General features: G+C 59.2%; 20 protein-coding genes. 10 read left to right on the top strand and 10 right to left on the bottom strand.

The window, feature by feature from the left end; all coding sequences use genetic code 11:
* The first annotated feature begins 41 nt into the window (after positions 1-41).
* On the top strand, positions 42-956 hold the full coding sequence (locus D3227_RS25840; protein WP_120017106.1) for a sugar kinase: 915 nt from the start codon (positions 42-44) through the stop codon (positions 954-956).
* Here the strand turns inward: D3227_RS25840 and D3227_RS25835 are convergent.
* The 4 genes from D3227_RS25835 to D3227_RS25820 all read right to left on the bottom strand — a co-directional run bounded on the left by D3227_RS25835 (position 953) and on the right by D3227_RS25820 (position 5,435).
* Positions 953-1,978, bottom strand: coding sequence for an aldose epimerase family protein (locus tag D3227_RS25835; RefSeq protein WP_120017105.1), 1,026 nt, complete (start codon positions 1,976-1,978; stop codon positions 953-955). The two genes, D3227_RS25840 and D3227_RS25835, sit on opposite strands and share 4 nt — an antisense overlap.
* Positions 1,979-2,035: 57 nt before the next feature.
* Positions 2,036-3,493, bottom strand: coding sequence for an NAD-dependent succinate-semialdehyde dehydrogenase (locus D3227_RS25830; RefSeq protein WP_120017104.1), 1,458 nt, complete (start codon positions 3,491-3,493; stop codon positions 2,036-2,038).
* 203 nt (positions 3,494-3,696) lie between these two features.
* Positions 3,697-4,647 (bottom strand): AEC family transporter, encoded by a 951-nt coding sequence (locus tag D3227_RS25825; protein WP_120017103.1) that lies wholly within the window; start codon positions 4,645-4,647, stop codon positions 3,697-3,699.
* 521 nt (positions 4,648-5,168) lie between these two features.
* Positions 5,169-5,435: a hypothetical protein gene (locus D3227_RS25820; RefSeq protein WP_120017102.1), complete on the bottom strand. Its 267-nt coding sequence runs from the start codon at positions 5,433-5,435 to the stop codon at positions 5,169-5,171.
* Positions 5,436-5,527: 92 nt separating this feature from the next.
* Between D3227_RS25820 and D3227_RS25815 the strand changes: the two genes are divergently transcribed.
* The 7 genes from D3227_RS25815 to D3227_RS41765 all read left to right on the top strand — a co-directional run bounded on the left by D3227_RS25815 (position 5,528) and on the right by D3227_RS41765 (position 9,348).
* Entirely contained in the window at positions 5,528-5,737 is a 210-nt protein-coding gene (locus D3227_RS25815) for a helix-turn-helix domain-containing protein (protein ID WP_208646428.1), read from the top strand.
* On the top strand, positions 5,734-6,192 hold the full coding sequence (locus tag D3227_RS25810; protein WP_120017101.1) for a hypothetical protein: 459 nt from the start codon (positions 5,734-5,736) through the stop codon (positions 6,190-6,192). Before D3227_RS25815 ends, D3227_RS25810 begins: the two co-directional genes overlap by 4 nt.
* A gap of 12 nt (positions 6,193-6,204) precedes the next feature.
* Positions 6,205-6,612, top strand: coding sequence for a hypothetical protein (locus D3227_RS25805; RefSeq protein ID WP_120017100.1), 408 nt, complete (start codon positions 6,205-6,207; stop codon positions 6,610-6,612).
* Positions 6,613-6,778: 166 nt separating this feature from the next.
* Positions 6,779-7,855: a type I restriction endonuclease gene (locus tag D3227_RS25800; RefSeq protein ID WP_120017099.1), complete on the top strand. Its 1,077-nt coding sequence runs from the start codon at positions 6,779-6,781 to the stop codon at positions 7,853-7,855.
* A gap of 269 nt (positions 7,856-8,124) precedes the next feature.
* Complete coding sequence (locus D3227_RS41200) at positions 8,125-8,385, top strand: Rap1a/Tai family immunity protein (RefSeq protein WP_147377680.1); 261 nt, start codon at positions 8,125-8,127, stop codon at positions 8,383-8,385.
* A gap of 280 nt (positions 8,386-8,665) precedes the next feature.
* Positions 8,666-9,175 (top strand): SOS response-associated peptidase family protein, encoded by a 510-nt coding sequence (locus tag D3227_RS25790; RefSeq protein ID WP_425374549.1) that lies wholly within the window; start codon positions 8,666-8,668, stop codon positions 9,173-9,175.
* Complete coding sequence (locus D3227_RS41765) at positions 9,172-9,348, top strand: hypothetical protein (protein WP_167480843.1); 177 nt, start codon at positions 9,172-9,174, stop codon at positions 9,346-9,348. The genes D3227_RS25790 and D3227_RS41765 overlap by 4 nt, the downstream gene beginning before the upstream one ends.
* Positions 9,349-9,411: 63 nt before the next feature.
* Here D3227_RS41765 and D3227_RS25785 read toward each other — a convergent pair whose 3' ends face one another.
* Positions 9,412-10,215 carry an ATP-dependent DNA ligase gene (locus D3227_RS25785; RefSeq protein ID WP_245451879.1) on the bottom strand — a complete coding sequence of 268 codons (804 nt, stop codon included), beginning with the start codon at positions 10,213-10,215 and terminating at the stop codon, positions 9,412-9,414.
* A 304-nt stretch (positions 10,216-10,519) separates the two neighbouring features.
* Between D3227_RS25785 and D3227_RS25780 the strand changes: the two genes are divergently transcribed.
* On the top strand, positions 10,520-10,822 hold the full coding sequence (locus tag D3227_RS25780; RefSeq protein WP_167480844.1) for a PadR family transcriptional regulator: 303 nt from the start codon (positions 10,520-10,522) through the stop codon (positions 10,820-10,822).
* On the top strand, positions 10,819-11,364 hold the full coding sequence (locus tag D3227_RS25775) for a hypothetical protein (protein WP_147377678.1): 546 nt from the start codon (positions 10,819-10,821) through the stop codon (positions 11,362-11,364). Before D3227_RS25780 ends, D3227_RS25775 begins: the two co-directional genes overlap by 4 nt.
* A 226-nt stretch (positions 11,365-11,590) precedes the next feature.
* On the opposite strand, the gene D3227_RS25770 is transcribed toward D3227_RS25775, so the two are convergent.
* From D3227_RS25770 to D3227_RS41195, 5 genes are all read right to left on the bottom strand, one after another.
* On the bottom strand, positions 11,591-11,821 hold the full coding sequence (locus D3227_RS25770; protein WP_245451878.1) for an anaerobic dehydrogenase: 231 nt from the start codon (positions 11,819-11,821) through the stop codon (positions 11,591-11,593).
* A gap of 1 nt (position 11,822) precedes the next feature.
* The gene (locus D3227_RS25765; RefSeq protein ID WP_120017095.1) at positions 11,823-12,197 is read right to left on the bottom strand and encodes a hypothetical protein; all 375 of its coding nucleotides are present in this window, start codon (positions 12,195-12,197) and stop codon (positions 11,823-11,825) included.
* Positions 12,198-12,285: 88 nt separating this feature from the next.
* Positions 12,286-12,717, bottom strand: coding sequence for a lysozyme (locus tag D3227_RS25760; protein ID WP_245451877.1), 432 nt, complete (start codon positions 12,715-12,717; stop codon positions 12,286-12,288).
* A 37-nt stretch (positions 12,718-12,754) separates the two neighbouring features.
* Positions 12,755-12,973: a DUF7940 domain-containing protein gene (locus D3227_RS25755; protein WP_120017093.1), complete on the bottom strand. Its 219-nt coding sequence runs from the start codon at positions 12,971-12,973 to the stop codon at positions 12,755-12,757.
* 267 nt (positions 12,974-13,240) lie between these two features.
* A complete protein-coding gene (locus D3227_RS41195) occupies positions 13,241-14,572 on the bottom strand; it encodes a hypothetical protein (RefSeq protein WP_147377677.1) in 1,332 nt (443 codons plus the stop codon).
* Between the last annotated feature and the right edge of the window lie 3 nt (positions 14,573-14,575).

The raw sequence follows: 14,575 nt of genomic DNA, 5'->3' as shown, positions 1-14,575 counted from the left end.
CGCAAAAAGCTACAGCAGCAAAATCGTCAGGAGAGAGATAGATGGCCGGAATCGCATCGATCGGTGAGTGCATGCTCGAACTGTCGGGCCAGGCCGGGCCGAACTGGCGCATGGGCTTTGCCGGCGACACGTTCAACACGCTATGGGCGCTGCATGCGCTGAACAACGACCGACCGGCGACCTACGTTTCGGCCTTCGGCGACGACCCGTTCTCGCAGGGACAGATTGCTTTCTTCGCCGAAAACGGCATCGGCATCGGCCAAAGCCCGGTCATCGCGGGCGCCCGGCCCGGCCTCTATGCCATCACGCTGACAGGCGCCGAACGCGCCTTCACCTACTGGCGCGCCGATGCGGCCGCCAGGCAGCTCGCCTCGGATCCGCCCGCTTTGGCAAAAAGCCTTGAATATCAGGCGCTTGTGTATTTTTCCGGAATCACCTTGGCAATTCTGGACGATACCGCGCGCAAGACGTTGCTGGCGGCGGTGGCCAAGGCCCGCGCAGCCGGTTCGCTTGTCGCCTTTGATCCCAATTACCGGCCACGCCTGTGGCGCAACCGCCAGGAAGCACAAGCCGCGATCCTCGAAGCGCTTGCCGTCACCGACATCGCCCTGCCGACCTTTCCCGACGAACAGATGCTGTTTGGCGACGCCACGCCGCAGGCGACCGCCGAGCGGCTCGGAAAACTGGTCGGCGAAGTCGTCGTCAAGAACGGCGAGGAAGCGGCGCTGATCGCGACGCACGGAACATTTCAGCCGGTCCCGGCGGTCCATGTCGCGACCCCCGTCGACACCACCGGCGCCGGCGATTCCTTCAATGGCGGCTACCTCGCCGCCCGGCTCGCCGGCCATGCCCCAGCAGATGCCGTGCTGCGCGCACATCGCGTCGCCGCCGCCGTCGTGCAGGTACGCGGCGCGCTGGCGCCGTTCGAGACCCTAAGAACTGCTTTCGAAACCTAGGGTAGCCGGAACCGGTATTCCGTGACCTGATGGTAGATCTGCCCCGGCCACAGAGTGGCTTGCGGGAAATACGGCCGGTTCGGTGCATCCGGCCACACTTGCGCCTCCAGGCAAAAGCCCGAAAACGCCTTGTACTGGCGCCCATCCAGGCCCGGCGAGACCGGCGCCAGATATTGACCGGTGTAGAGCTGCAGGCCGGGCTCCGTGGTCCACACCTCCATCTCGACGCCGGAAGTCGCGCCCTGCGCCCACGACGCCTGCTTCAGCGGCCCGCGTGTCGGGGCGAGGCAGAAATTTAGGTCATAGGGGAGCTGCTCGCCCTCGCTCTCCATGCGCAATGGCCGCGCCTGGCGGAAGTCGAAGGGCGTGCCGTCGACCGGCTTGACCGTGCCTGTCGGGATCATCTCGCCGTCGATCGGCGTGTAGGCGCCGGCATTGAGCATCAGCCGGTGGTCGAGGATGTCGCCGGCGCCGCCGTCGTCGAGGTTGAAATAGGAATGCTGCGCGAGATTGCACAGCGTCGGTTCCTCTGAGGTCGCGGTCAGCTCGACGCTGAGCGTGCCTGGGATTTTTAGCCGGTAGGTGCAGGTCACGTCGAGCGCGCCGGGAAAGCCCATCGTGCCGTCGGGGTCGTGCAGGGTCAGCGTGACGAAGTCCCGGCCATGCAGCGAAACCGTCCACGGCCGGTGGAAATAGCCTTGCGAGCCGCCATGCAGCGTGTGCTTGTCGAGGAAGTTGCGTTCCGTCTGGTAGCGATTGCCGGCGATGGTGAAGCGGCCGTCGCGGATGCGGTTGGCATAGCGTCCGACGACGGCGCCGAAGAACGCCCCGTCGGTCTCGTACGGCTCGAAACGGTCATAACCCAGCACCAGCGGCGCATCGTGGCCGGAGAGCCGCAAATCCTGGATGATTGCGCCCAGCCCGATGATGTTGGCGGTAAGGCCGCCGCCACGGATGGTGAAGCGGCGGACTGCGTCGCCCGCCTGCGTCGTACCGAAGACCTCGCCGTCCTTCATCGTCATGCCCGAAATGCGGTTTGAGGATCGAGGCCTGCCGATGTCGGGCAGGCCTCGAAACAATCAGAGGCCGAGGCCGCCAATGCAGACATATTTGGTGTCGAGATAGTCCTCGATGCCCTGATGTCCGCCTTCCTTGCCGAGGCCCGATTCCTTGACGCCGCCGAACGGCGCTTCCGGTGTGGTGATGAGGCCTTCATTGACGCCGACCATGCCGTATTTCAGCCCTTCCATGACGCGGAAGGCGCGGCCGAGATCGCCGGTGTAGAAATAGCAGGCAAGACCGAATTCGGTGTCGTTGGCCAAAGCGACGGCCTCTTCCTCGGTCTCAAACTTGAACACGGGTGCGACCGGCCCAAAGATCTCTTCCTTCATGAAGCGCATCTTCGGCGTCGCGTTGGCAATGACCGTCGGCTGGAAGAACGAGCCGCCCAATGCATGGCGCTTGCCGCCGGCGACGACCTTGCCGCCCTTGGACGTCGCGTCGGCGATCAGTTCCTCGACCTTCTCGACCGCCTTCTCGTCGATCAGCGGACCCTGCTGCACGCCCTCTTCGAGGCCGGAACCGACCTTGAGATTGTCGCTGGCGGCGGCGAGCTTTTCGACGAACTTGTCATAGACGCCGGCCTGAACCAGGAAGCGGTTGGTGCAGACGCAGGTCTGGCCGGAATTGCGGTATTTGGCGGTGATGGCACCAGTGACGGCGCGCTCGATATCGGCATCGTCGAAGACGATGAACGGCGCGTTGCCGCCGAGCTCCATCGACACTTTCTTGACGGTCACCGACGACTTCTGGATGAGCATCTTGCCGATCTCGGTCGAGCCGGTGAAGGTGATCTTCGACACCAGCGGATTGGCGCAGATCTCGTCGCCGATTTCGGCGGCCGCACCGGTCAGGATATTGACGACACCCTTGGGAAAGCCGACTTCCTCAGCGAGCGCACCCCAGGCCAGGCCGGAATAAGGCGTCTGCGTCGCCGGCTTGACAACGGCGGTGCAGCCGGCGGCCAGCGCCGGGCCGAGCTTGCGGGCGAGCATCGAGGACGGGAAATTCCACGGCGTGATGGCGGCGATGACGCCGACCGGCTCCTTGGTCACCAGGATGCGGCGGTCCGCCCACGGCGACGGCACGACGTCGCCATAGGTGCGGCGGCCTTCCTCGGCGAACCACAGGATGTAAGACGCGGCCGAGCCGATCTCGCCCTTGGATTCGAACAGCGACTTGCCCTGCTCGATGGTCAAGAGTTCGGCCAGCACGTCCTGATTGTCCATCATCGCGTCATGTAACTTGCGCAGCAGCTTCGAGCGCTCGAGCGCGGTGGTCTTGCGCCAGGTCTTGAAGGCTTCATGGGCAGCCTCGATGGCGCGGCGGGTCTCCGCCTTGCCCGCCTTCGGCACGGTGCCGATCTTGAGGCCGGTCGCCGGGTTGTTGACGTCGAGCGTCTGGCCGCTGTCGGCCTGCACCCACTCGCCGTTGATGAGATTGGCCTGCCGCATGAAATGGCTGGTTTTCTGAAGCATGGTCTAACCTCCGTTCGGCGCAAGTGGCGGGCCGGCCGCTGATTTCTTCGGTGGAGCGTGCGCAATGGCCTCGAAGCCGGCACGCTGGGGCACTGCTCTTTACCTAGAGCGAGCCCGGCAAGCAATCGCAATATGGCATATAGGGGTTGGGCCAGAGAAGGCGAGAGCACGCCCTCCCGGATTCCGGCCCGAGTGCCCCAGTTTTATCCAAAAATGTGGACCACCCCCGTCAGCCAGAAAGCCGTGGTGACGACCGCGCTCGCCGTGGCGATGGTCATCTGGTTCGACGCCAGCGCCTGGCCGGTGTTGAACTGCACGGCGATGAGATATGTATTGCTGCCGGACGGCAGCGCTGCCACCAGGACCGCCACCTTTGCCGTCAAAGGCGGCAGGCCGAACAGCCAGACCAGGCTGAGCACCAGCCCCGGCATCAGGAACAGCTTCAACGCCGACAAAGCGAGCGCCGGCCCGACATTGCCGGAGATGCCGAAGCGGCGCAGGCTGAGCCCCATCGCGAACAGCGCGACCGGCCCTGCCGTGGCGGCCAACGCATCGACCAGCCGCATGACCAGATCGGGCAGCGGCGCCCCGGTAATGCGCCAGGCAAGCCCCACCAGGATGCCGATGATCAGCGGATTGACGAACAGCCGCCATAAGAAGCTCTGGATGACGCGCAGCGGATGCACAGGCTCGTTGCCGCCGCGGCCGAACATCTCGAACAGGATGATCGAGGCCGCCATCGTGACCGGCAGGTGAATGGAAACCAGTAGCGACAATACCTCGAATCCGTCCTGTCCAAAAATGCCGAGGATGAAGGGGGCTCCCAGCAGGACCACATTGGAATAGGCCGACGAAACGCCGCCGACCACGCCGGCGCGGGCGTCTCGCCCGAATATTCGCGTGGTGACCAGATGGCCGGCTGCCCAGGTGATGGCGAACGCCGTGAAATAGGCGCCCCACAACGACCATGGCGCGACGCCGTGGAAATCGGACTTCACCATCGTTTGCAGCAAGAGCAGCGGCATCGCCACGTTGATGGCAAATTCGGAAATGCCCTCGCCGCTCGCCGGCTTGAGATAGCCGGTGAGCCCGGCGAGATAGCCGAGCGCGACAAGGCTGAAGACAAAGAGGACGGTTTCGGTCAGCGGAGACATTTTTCCGATACAATCAATTGAAATACAAGAATAATTCAGATTGACGCCATAGGCTTTCCTAAAGGCCTTCCAAAGAAAAGCCCGCAGAGGCGGGCCTTTTGGATTGTTGCACCCCTCCCAGGCAAAATCACGTACCTACTCGAAACTCTCCGTGACACACGGCGCAAGAGTACCTGCGCGTTTCGGCAGGGTTGTCGTCTTCAGCAACCTCGAGTTTTGATGGCTTAATGACACCTGTGATGTGACATACCGGGCACCATGGATGTCCGTCCCTTACCGGCTCATAGCCATCGAACCGCCCCTGCCGTCCTGGCGTCTTCGCCAGTCGTTTGGCGATTTCGACTAGCCCACCATGGATGGGCAATGTTGAATTGTGCTCACGCATCTCTGGCTCCTGTTCTGACGGCAGCGAATTCGTCGCCCGCCGATTCACAGCATAGGACGCCCCTGCCGAATAAAGTCTGCGCGTGACGCACGAAAACCCGCCGAAGCGGGCTTTTAGGAGTTCCGGCCGAGAGCGCTCAGATCACGATGTTGACCTGCATCAACACCGACCAATCGCCGCCGTCTTCTGCGAAAGCCTCTGCGAGCTTTCGCGCCTCGGCTTTCGCCTCTTGAAACTCATTATGTGAATGGGTCAGCATGTTGGTACGCTTCCCGTGCCGGTCATGGTGACAGACGCTATATCCCGCAACTTGATAGCTCATATCGCCCCAGTAAGTGCCCGCAGGTGGCTTCTCTGGCGTATGGGCGATGTAAGGCGTATCAATCCTATTGGCGTTGTCCATTTTCCCAAACCCCTTGTTGATTATTTGTAGCGGAATCGCTACAATGTATCAACATTGGGCCAGGCCCTTCCAAACGTCAAGTGGAATTCCAGATGAACCCAATTCAGTGCAAGATGGCCAGGGCCGCGCTTGGTCTCGGGGTTCGCGACTTGGCTAAGTCAGCAGGGGTTGCGATAAACACGGTGACTCGTTTTGAGCGTGGCGAGGAACTTCTGCCCCGAACGCTGGCCGCCATCCGCGCAGCCCTCGAAGCCGCAGGCGTCGAGTTCATCAATGGCACGGGCGTGAAGTTGCGGTCGTGAATGACGATACGGTGCGCGACGAAATCGTTGTGCTGATGAGGAGTGGGGACGGCTACTTCGATCATGATCGACTGTCGCTGAAACGCCTCAAGAATGTGGTCCCATGTATCGGAGACCGCCTTACGCTGCATCTAGAGGACGAAGGGCTTGCCGTCTATCAGGTCGAAAATCGTTATCTGGTTGATCTAAGGCCAGACGATGAAGACTGTGGCTTCTGGGTCCTGATTGTTGATCAAATTCATGAAGACCATTTCTATAAATTGGACGAAGCGGTACGACGTATCCATCGCGAGGGCTTCCAAGTGGTTTGGTTGAGCGAACCGTTGGAGGTTGGTCCCATCGATACCGCCGAGACGCTAGACCGCTCCAACCGCGATCCTTCATACTGGACGTTTGAACGCAAAGAGATCCTGCGCAAGGAGCGCGAGGGCGCGAATTGCCGCGACAAGCGATGACGAGGTCAATAAATGAACGGCGAGCCACCCAAGATCGAAATCGCGTATTGGCTCGACGGCGAATTGCAACTTTCGCGGACCTGTGAAATCGCGCGCTTTGGCTTTGTGCCCGACGTCGGGGACATAATCGCTGACGAGATCCACGATCCCCTCAAAGTCCGCCGTCGCGTGTTCGTTCCGATGATAGGCGGGCGAGATATATGGTGGTTGGTTTGCGATCCGCTTCCGGACGACGCAGAGATCGGAAGCCTCCTAGTGTTTGATAAGGAGATGCGCGTAGAACTACAAACACTTGAGGAGGAGGCGCGGCTTGAGGAGCAGGCTGAAGCCATGCGCAGCAGCCGTAAATTGATCCTTCAGCGTGCCAAGCGCCCGCCACACACGAAGATGTTGACGGATAAAATCAGCGAGGGCGATTGAACTCCCCGCGGGAGGTGGGCGGGACGGTCGAATGTCCGGCCCTGCTGTAAAGCTACGGGCGTTCACCGTGACTGCCATTTGTCGACTCATAAGTCGCCGAATCTAGATCGACTTGCGCGAATCCATCTTTTGCACGATCCTGCCCCATAATTTTGGGAGGGGAACTATGAGTGTCGAAGAAAAACTTCGTGTTCTTGCCGATCGCATCAAAACTCACTCAAGCGCAATGCTTACGGAGGAAGCCCTAAAGACGGCAATCGTGTTACCTTTTTTGGCCGCCTTAGATTATGACGTTTTCAATCCCGACGAGGTCATCCCCGAGTTCTGTGCCGATGCGGTAGGGAAAAAAGGAGAAAAAGTAGACTACGCGATCAAAATTGATGGGGAGATCAGAATACTTGTCGAGTGCAAGCCAATCTCTACCGTTCTCGATCGAGTTCACCTTGCTCAATTGTATCGATATTTTTCTGTCACGAATGCCAAATTCGCAATTCTGACAAACGGTCGAGCCTTCCACTTCCATACCGATCTTGTCGCGCCAAACAAGCTCGATGATCGACCATTCCTCACATTCGAACTTTCAGACCTGCAGGGCCAATTGACGTCCGAATTGAAGAAATTCGCAAAGGCCGATTTCAATGTGGATGGAATTCTCCAGTCCGCCCATCGCCTGAAGTACACCTCCGCCATCAAGAAAGAGATTGGCGGCGTGATGGAGAACCCGCCCGAAGATTTTGTCCGGATGGTAACGGTTGGACTTTACCAGGGCCGATTTACAGCGCAGGTCAAAGAACAGTTCACACCCATGGTGAAGGCCGCCTTTCGAGAAATCGTTCGGGAGTCGGTTCAGTCTCGTCTTTCTACCGCCCTAGCAGAGACGGAGATATCGGAGATTGGCGCGGAGGGACTTGGCACCGAAGAAGAGGTTGTGACAACCGAGGATGAGCGCGAGGGATTTATGGTCGTCCGCGCAATTGTTCGCGACCTTCTGAAGCCAGCAAGGGTGATTATGCGCGACCAAAAAAGTTATTGCGGCATCCTTGTCGACAACAACAATCGTAAGCCACTGGCCCGACTATGGTTCAACAGGACCGTCAAATATCTCGGACTTTTTGACGGCGAGAAGGAAGAGAAGGTCAAGATCGACTCGCTCGACGAAATCTATGACTACGCCGATCGCCTGCGAGCTACGGCGAAGGATTATCTTGCCGGCGGCGTGGCCGTCCCAATACCAACCTCGTGACCTCAACCGAGGCTGCCCGCGTTAATCTCGTCGCGGTGACAACTGATAGGCGTTTTCCAATGCTGGATATTGCTCGATCGGTCCTCGAGAGAAGGGACGCGATTTGAGAAAGTTACAGAGAGTAGCTTACTGTGGTATTGCAATGACTGCGGCAGGAACTTTGTGGGCAGTGGCGGCGAGCGCCAAAGACGTCAGCGTTTACATGCCCGGCGACACACTTACCAAATACTGTCGGGAATTCCTTGAAATGAGAAAGATCTGGAGGATATGTGAGCACGCGGCAGGCATGGGATGCTGCCGAGTGCTACGGGTTCGTCGTTGGAGTCTTAGATCATTTCGGGATAATGAATTCTATTGGTGTTTCCGAGGTCGAGAACATCGGACCGTTCTGCCTCACCGATAGCGTGAATGCAAACGACGTTACGGAAGTCGTTGCACGTTTTCTCGATCAGCATCCGGAAAAGAGACATTTGGCTGGCTATCTCCTCACTCGCCAGGCGCTGACAGACGGCTATCCGTGTAAACAATGACACGCTTCCCTGGCGATATTCGGCTGCACCTCTGGCTTCTTTGCCGTGCCGGTCCTGCCGTCATTGTCGGCGGGGCAATCTATTGGGCGCTTGGTGGATCGTCGGCGCCCTCCTCGCCAGCCCCCTCTCCTAGCGCCAACTTGCTCGCTCAGTCCTGGGACTGCGGCACGCGACTGACTTGCGGCAAGATCAGATCCTGCGATCAGGCGATGTGGTACCTGCAGAATTGTCCGTGATTATGCCAGCAAAGTGGCACCGATTCCCCATTCATTGACGGCCATTGCGGCCGACGCAATTCAAAATCTCCGCAGCCCTCTCGATCACCTTGCTTATCAGCTGGTGGCGATCCTTTGTTGGCGTCGAGAACCGCTGCGTAGTGCCTGTGACAAGCTTCGCCGAGCCCTCCCCAACGCCCAACGACAAGGATCCCGAGACAGGCGTCCAGAAGAACTACTGGTTCGCGTTGAGCGAGGAGCGTCCGCTGTTCTTCTTCGCCGGCCCGGGGACGCCCTGGCAGGGCGTACGCAAGGTCAAGGAAGGGCCTGGCGACCATGAGCTTTACGGCTTCATGACCACCAAGCCCAACGCTCTCATCGCGCCGATCCACGAGAAGGCAATGCCTGTGATCCTGAAGACGCGTGACGACATAGAGGCGTGGCTGACGGCGCCGTGGTCTGAAGCGAAGCGACTACAGCGGCCTGCGCCCGACGATGCATTGGTGATCGTCGGGAAGCCGGCAACACAGATCAAGTTTCCCGTGCAGTCGCCAGCACAAGGCATCCTTTTGTGACTGATGAAATCAGGCTTCCACGGGCAGAGCACATCACGCCACCGGGCATCCAGCATCATCTCTGCGAGCACCCCGGTTGCGGCAAGGATGCCGGCTGGGGCTTCGCCAAGCCGAAGCAGCCGTCGCGTTGGTTCTGTTTCGAACATCGCGCCGACGGTGATCGGTATCTCTGAGAGATAGCCCGCTGCCGGGGAAAGCAGCGGGCCATTGGTAGAGAAAATCACTCCCGCGCTTGCTCATTCTTCCCGGAAATCCTGCAGCGAAGCATGCCGCAAATCTTCTTCGCCACGTAAGTGCTTCACGCGGCCGATCAGCCCTGGCTTGACCCACTGCGTTGCGGGCCGCTTCATGCCCTTAGGCGCCGGCCCGGAATGCTCCTGAACGCGCTTCCACAGGCGTTCGCGCATTTCCCGATTGAGGGTAATGAAGGCCGATCCGACATAGCGGCCGGTGCCCGGCTCAGCGAGCAAGGCGAATGCGGGCTTGCCGCTTTCACGATACGTGCTGCCGATCCGTTTCGATACCATGCCCTCGATGCCAGCCTGGTCGATCAACTGAAAGATGGAATTTGCGTCGCCGGGCAGCGGTTCGCTGAATTGGATCCTGCCGTTGGGCGGGATCACGCATTGAAGGAGTTCCCGCCGCACTTCAACTCCCAGATCGCGCAGGTCCTCTCCGTCGAGGTGCAACAGATCGAACGCGACGAAATACAGATCCTGCGGGCGGCTGGTGATCGCAGAGCGAAGCGCACGGAAGTCTGAAAGGCCAGCATCATTGGTGACGATGACCTCTCCGTCGAGGACGGCGCGTTCGACGTGGAGCGCCTTCGACGCCTCGGCGATCGGACTGTATTTCGACGTCCAATCGTGGCCGCGGCGAGTGAAGAGGCGAACGCCACTGTCGTCAATGACGATCTGCGTGCGGTAGCCGTCGAATTTAACTTCGTGTATCCATCCGCCGCCCTCCGCTGGCTTCTCAACCAGGGTTGGCATCATCGGGGGAATGAACGACAGCTGGGCGCCAGAAGCCTTCTTACGCATGGGACTCCACTCAGGGCGAGTCTCAAAGCGCGGGGCCTAATTTAGTTCCGTTAGCAGTTGCTGAAATATGGAGATTCATCAAAAGCCCGCGCCACGGAGGGAAGCGCGGGCCGGCCGATGTTTGCCCCACCAGCCTGCGCCGGACGCCAAGCAGCGGCATCCGACACCTAACGTAAATCGCCGGATGGCGCTAATGTTCCAGCCGCGCACTTAATGCGGCACCAATTCAGGTGCCTACGCTGGGCCCTTGATTTTCAGTCTTACAATGTGTAATAGCGGTTATACAGACTGTAGGAGCGAACCAATGAATAATGTGCCGCGCGTTTCGCGCGTGGAATTTGAGATTCTGAGCCTTCTGCGCTCGAAAGAGATGTACGGGCTGGAAATGGTGAAGGAGTCTTCGATCTTGAAGCGAGGAACCGTCTACGTGACGCTCGAGCGGATGGCCGATAAGGGCTACGTCAAATCTCGGGAAGCCGAGCGCGCGCCCCATGAGAGCGGTATGCCGAGACGCATCTACAGCATCTCAGGCTTGGGCCAACGTGCGTTGGCGGCCGCACAGGCAGCCGCGGCGGCCTACTTGTCTTGGGAGATCGTCCCTCAATGAGAAGTTTCCTCTCTGTTTTGAAGGCCATCGGCCATTTTTTAAGCAGCCCGCCACCGGGCCGACCGAAGGCAGAACGCTCACCTCGATTGAATCGCGCGCTTCCCCTCGGACGTCACCGATCAGCGAAGGTGCTTCGCCAAACTCTCCTCGCGATGGATGATATGAAGTACAACCTGCCGCGAATAAAGTCCCGTCCGATCCGGCTGGTATTGGGGGTCTCCTACGTCCCCGCCTTGATCGCTAACGAAGCCGTCATAGCAGCCGTCCTCCTCGCCTCCAGGAGGGGGCAAACCATCGTTTCCGCCCCTGCTTCCACGATCCTGGCCTTGATCAAATTCTTCGTGCCGAAGAAGGCCTTCGAGCGCATCTTCGCGCAATCTGTCGAAGATTTTCGCGAGGAGTACTACCTCGAACTCGCCGAAGGGGGGATTGTGGCGCGCACGCTGGCTTCATGTTTGCCTGTATGCGACGCTGCTCTCGACGGTCGCGCTCTGGCTCGGAACATCCGTAGCAAAGAAGGCGGTCAGTCTCTGGAAGATTAGCAACGGCTAAACGCAAAAAAGCCCGCCTGCCGGTTAGGGCAAGCGGGCGAATTCGAAACAAACGGCGACAGTTATCTGCCGCGTGAAACTTTGTAATAAATCTGAACGGCAAGCCATACGATGCCGAGAAGGGTAAGCGCCAGCGAAGCGCCGTCTTGTATATACGGGAGCCAGAGGACATTGGTCGTGGCCGCAGCTGCTATGCCATTGGTTACGCGTTCTTGGATCATTCCCCCGCCCAGCCCTTGCGCTTCTCGATATTGCGCAAATCGGCGTCGCGCTCATGGTAAAAGTCGCGCAGGGCGGCATGACGCTTCCCGCAGTTTATCAACGCCTTGCGGTCAGATATCCAAAGCCGCTCGACATCGCGCTGCGTCAATTCCCCAGAAGGCAACCGAACCGGACCAAGGCAGGCCGCCAGCAGGCGCGCATCTGGCTCAACCAAGGCGGGCGGCAAACTAATGAATCGCGTCGATACGCAACCCTGCGCCGCTAGACAAAGCAGGCCGATCACGATCAGGGTCAGCGTCCGCTTCATCCGATTTTTCCTTGATAAGAAGTTCTAGGGCTGCGTTCTCGGCCTCAAGTTGCGCAATGCGGGCAGCCTCGATTGCCTTCGCCTGCGCATTGGCTTGTGCCTGGCGGCCGATTTCCGCGGCGGTCGCCTTGGCAATCTCGACTTCGCGCTGTTCGTATTTTGCCGTCCCCTTGGTTTCGGCCTTGTCGTAACCCAAGTGATAGGTCCAGCCGAGAACGGCAGCGATTGCGGCTGCGGCAATTGCGTAGAGCACCAAAGAGGCATAGCCGCCCGTCAGCAGGTTGAGCCACTTCACAGCAGCCACCAAAGGACAAGAGCCACAGCGCCGACTTGCAACGCGCGCCCAATGTAAGGCGTAAGGAAGATTACCCACGTCTGGCCCATTAGTTTATGCCCTCAAGACACAGCGCGCGCTCCTGTTTGCGTCGCGTATCCAAGCCCTTGATGACGCGCAGCGGACGGCCGCCCTTGTTGTAGCCAAGCAAAGCATTGCAGGCCGCAGTCATGTTGCCGGCGTTGGCGTATCTGGCCACAGACGACTTACAGAAGCCTGTTGTGCCAATGTTGTAAGATAGCGAAAGGAACGCGGCATAAGGCTTGTCGGGTATCGCGTCCGGCGCCACCAAGCATTTGCGCATGCCTGTCTCAAACTCGACCAGCGCCGCGGCAAGCTTTGCGTCGCACTCACTCTTGGTGAATTTCATGCCGGGTTTTACGCCTCGCGTCTCGCCGTAACAGACCGTCCACACGTGGACGACATCCGGATAGCTATTCAGGCGCAAACCCTCAAAGCCGCCAATAAGGCCGATGGCCAATGCTCCGGCAGCCGTGAGCGCGCCGGCCTTCTTAAGCCTACTCATCTTTCAAGTTTCCTTGTGGGAGATGGCGCGCGACGATTGCAGCCATGCTGGCTACTGCGGCCAGCAGCGCGAACAGTCGGTCTGGTATCGGAAGCACGCCGTAGAGGTACGGAGTCGCAGCATCAATGCCGCCAAACAGGACGGCAACGGCCGCAAAGCGGTTGCTCCAGGCGCGCGTAAGCACCGCCCACCAGTTCGGTATCAGTTTCATTTGGGATCCTTTATTTGCCTACCGAACGCCCGCCGTGCTTGTCCCGCGCCTTGTGGGTGACTGGTCGATTCACCGATCTCTGCACCGATCTGAACACGGCCGTCGCAGGCTGCACGCCTGCCGTGCCGTGATGAGAGACAAGCGCGCTGCCGTCGATTGAACCCGAACAGCGCGTTCACCCTGAGCGGATTTGCTTGAGAGCTTCTGGCGAGTTCGCAAAGGGCTATAGAGGGAGCCGGCGTTCGTCGCGCTGGCTCCTTTTTTCGGCTAGGTCAGCGTGATCTTCGGGTCGATATAGAAGGTTGACGACGCAGCCCCTGCATTTACATAGGCAAGAATCCAACCCTTCTGTTGTGGCGTGAACGTGACGGCCAACTTGAATTTGGTTGTGCTTCCGCCCCATGTCCCGGAGCCAGCCGCAAGAGCCGAGCTTGATGCGAGAATGTCAGCCTTGCTGTTGTGGACGAAGCTGGCATTCGGCGACGACGCACTGCCGAGATATTCCACCTCAAGCCAGATGTCGTTATTGTTCGGCACGGCGCCGCCGCCCCATATACCCTCGATTGTCGCTGTTACCGATGATCCTGTCGTGTCGTTCCAGATGGCTATCGGAGGGCTTTTAAACGGAAAGTGTTCGGTGCAATTGGCGGTGGTGACAATCTTCTCTGCGATCGGCGTGGTGCCGTCGCTGGCACCGCCGCTGCGTACAATCGTCGTCTCCTCGGTCTGCGTGCCTTCATAGCGGACGCGACCGTGCTTGTAATTGGTGCCTCCGGAATCGACCCTTAGATAATCGAGCCCGCCGTCGCCGCGAGCTGCTGGCGTCGAGCAGAGCGTCACTGCCGTGTCGATCTTGCAATCCACCAATGATAGCTGAGCCGCCATCTGACCGGCGCTGTTTGTAAAAATCGTCTTGCCAGAGCCGAGCGCGCTAAGATCAACGCCGCTGCATTCTATACGAGCGCTTCTGTTAGATGCCGCCACGGTGAAAAGTGTGGTTGGTATTGTCGCCCCGGTTATGGCGGAAGGCGTATTGCGCCATAACACTTCAGCAGAATTAACTAGAATCTTCTGCCCGACATTGGAGAATTGAACAGTCGTGTTCACCAATTCGATGCTACTTCCACCAGTGCTGCCGTTTCCAAGGGTAATGTTGGAGCTCGCTGCGGTGGTGCCGATTCTAAGCGCTGCGTTTTGAAATTTGATAATCTTGTCAGTTGTGTTGAGCACCGTGAGAGTCGCGGAATTGCTGCTGCTGCCACAGGTGAATGTTATTCCGTCGTAGACGCAGAACGACCCAGCAAACGTCATTGCGTTGCCGAGTGTCGTTGATTCTGTCGCTGTTGTCCGGATATCGGCAGAAACCGGCGGCACCGACCCAGAATGGTTGACGCAGACGACCCTGACCAAAGATGATGCAGTGCCGGGTGACGTGTAGGTTTGCGACGCTGCGAGACTCGCTGCGTGATCCTCAGAGACATAGATCGTGTCGCCTGCGGCGGATGCGGTCAACGCGGCGGCAAGGGTCAGATAGGCGTTGGCCCAGTCGGTGCCATTGGCAGCACCGCCTGCCCCGGAGCGGACGTAGCGAAGGGTCATTAA

The sequence above is a fragment of the Mesorhizobium waimense genome, assembly GCF_003601975.1.
Taxonomy (GTDB): Bacteria; Pseudomonadota; Alphaproteobacteria; order Rhizobiales; family Rhizobiaceae; genus Mesorhizobium; species Mesorhizobium waimense.
The sequence above is the reverse complement of the archived record's forward strand: the minus strand, read 5'-3'. Positions and strand labels throughout refer to the sequence as shown.

Bases quoted from the DNA above. Each gene is read 5' to 3' on its own strand.
- D3227_RS25840 (WP_120017106.1), top strand. From the start codon at position 42: ATGGCCGGAATCGCATCGATCGGTGAGTGCATGCTCGAACTGTCGGGC.
- D3227_RS25835 (WP_120017105.1), bottom strand. From the start codon at position 1,978: ATGACGATGAAGGACGGCGAGGTCTTCGGTACGACGCAGGCGGGCGAC.
- D3227_RS25830 (WP_120017104.1), bottom strand. From the start codon at position 3,493: ATGCTTCAGAAAACCAGCCATTTCATGCGGCAGGCCAATCTCATCAAC.
- D3227_RS25825 (WP_120017103.1), bottom strand. From the start codon at position 4,647: ATGTCTCCGCTGACCGAAACCGTCCTCTTTGTCTTCAGCCTTGTCGCG.
- D3227_RS25820 (WP_120017102.1), bottom strand. From the start codon at position 5,435: ATGGACAACGCCAATAGGATTGATACGCCTTACATCGCCCATACGCCA.
- D3227_RS25815 (WP_208646428.1), top strand. From the start codon at position 5,528: ATGAACCCAATTCAGTGCAAGATGGCCAGGGCCGCGCTTGGTCTCGGG.
- D3227_RS25805 (WP_120017100.1), top strand. From the start codon at position 6,205: ATGAACGGCGAGCCACCCAAGATCGAAATCGCGTATTGGCTCGACGGC.
- D3227_RS25800 (WP_120017099.1), top strand. From the start codon at position 6,779: ATGAGTGTCGAAGAAAAACTTCGTGTTCTTGCCGATCGCATCAAAACT.
- D3227_RS25785 (WP_245451879.1), bottom strand. From the start codon at position 10,215: ATGCGTAAGAAGGCTTCTGGCGCCCAGCTGTCGTTCATTCCCCCGATG.
- D3227_RS25780 (WP_167480844.1), top strand. From the start codon at position 10,520: ATGAATAATGTGCCGCGCGTTTCGCGCGTGGAATTTGAGATTCTGAGC.
- D3227_RS25775 (WP_147377678.1), top strand. From the start codon at position 10,819: ATGAGAAGTTTCCTCTCTGTTTTGAAGGCCATCGGCCATTTTTTAAGC.
- D3227_RS25755 (WP_120017093.1), bottom strand. From the start codon at position 12,973: ATGAAACTGATACCGAACTGGTGGGCGGTGCTTACGCGCGCCTGGAGC.
- D3227_RS41195 (WP_147377677.1), bottom strand. From the start codon at position 14,572: ATGACCCTTCGCTACGTCCGCTCCGGGGCAGGCGGTGCTGCCAATGGC.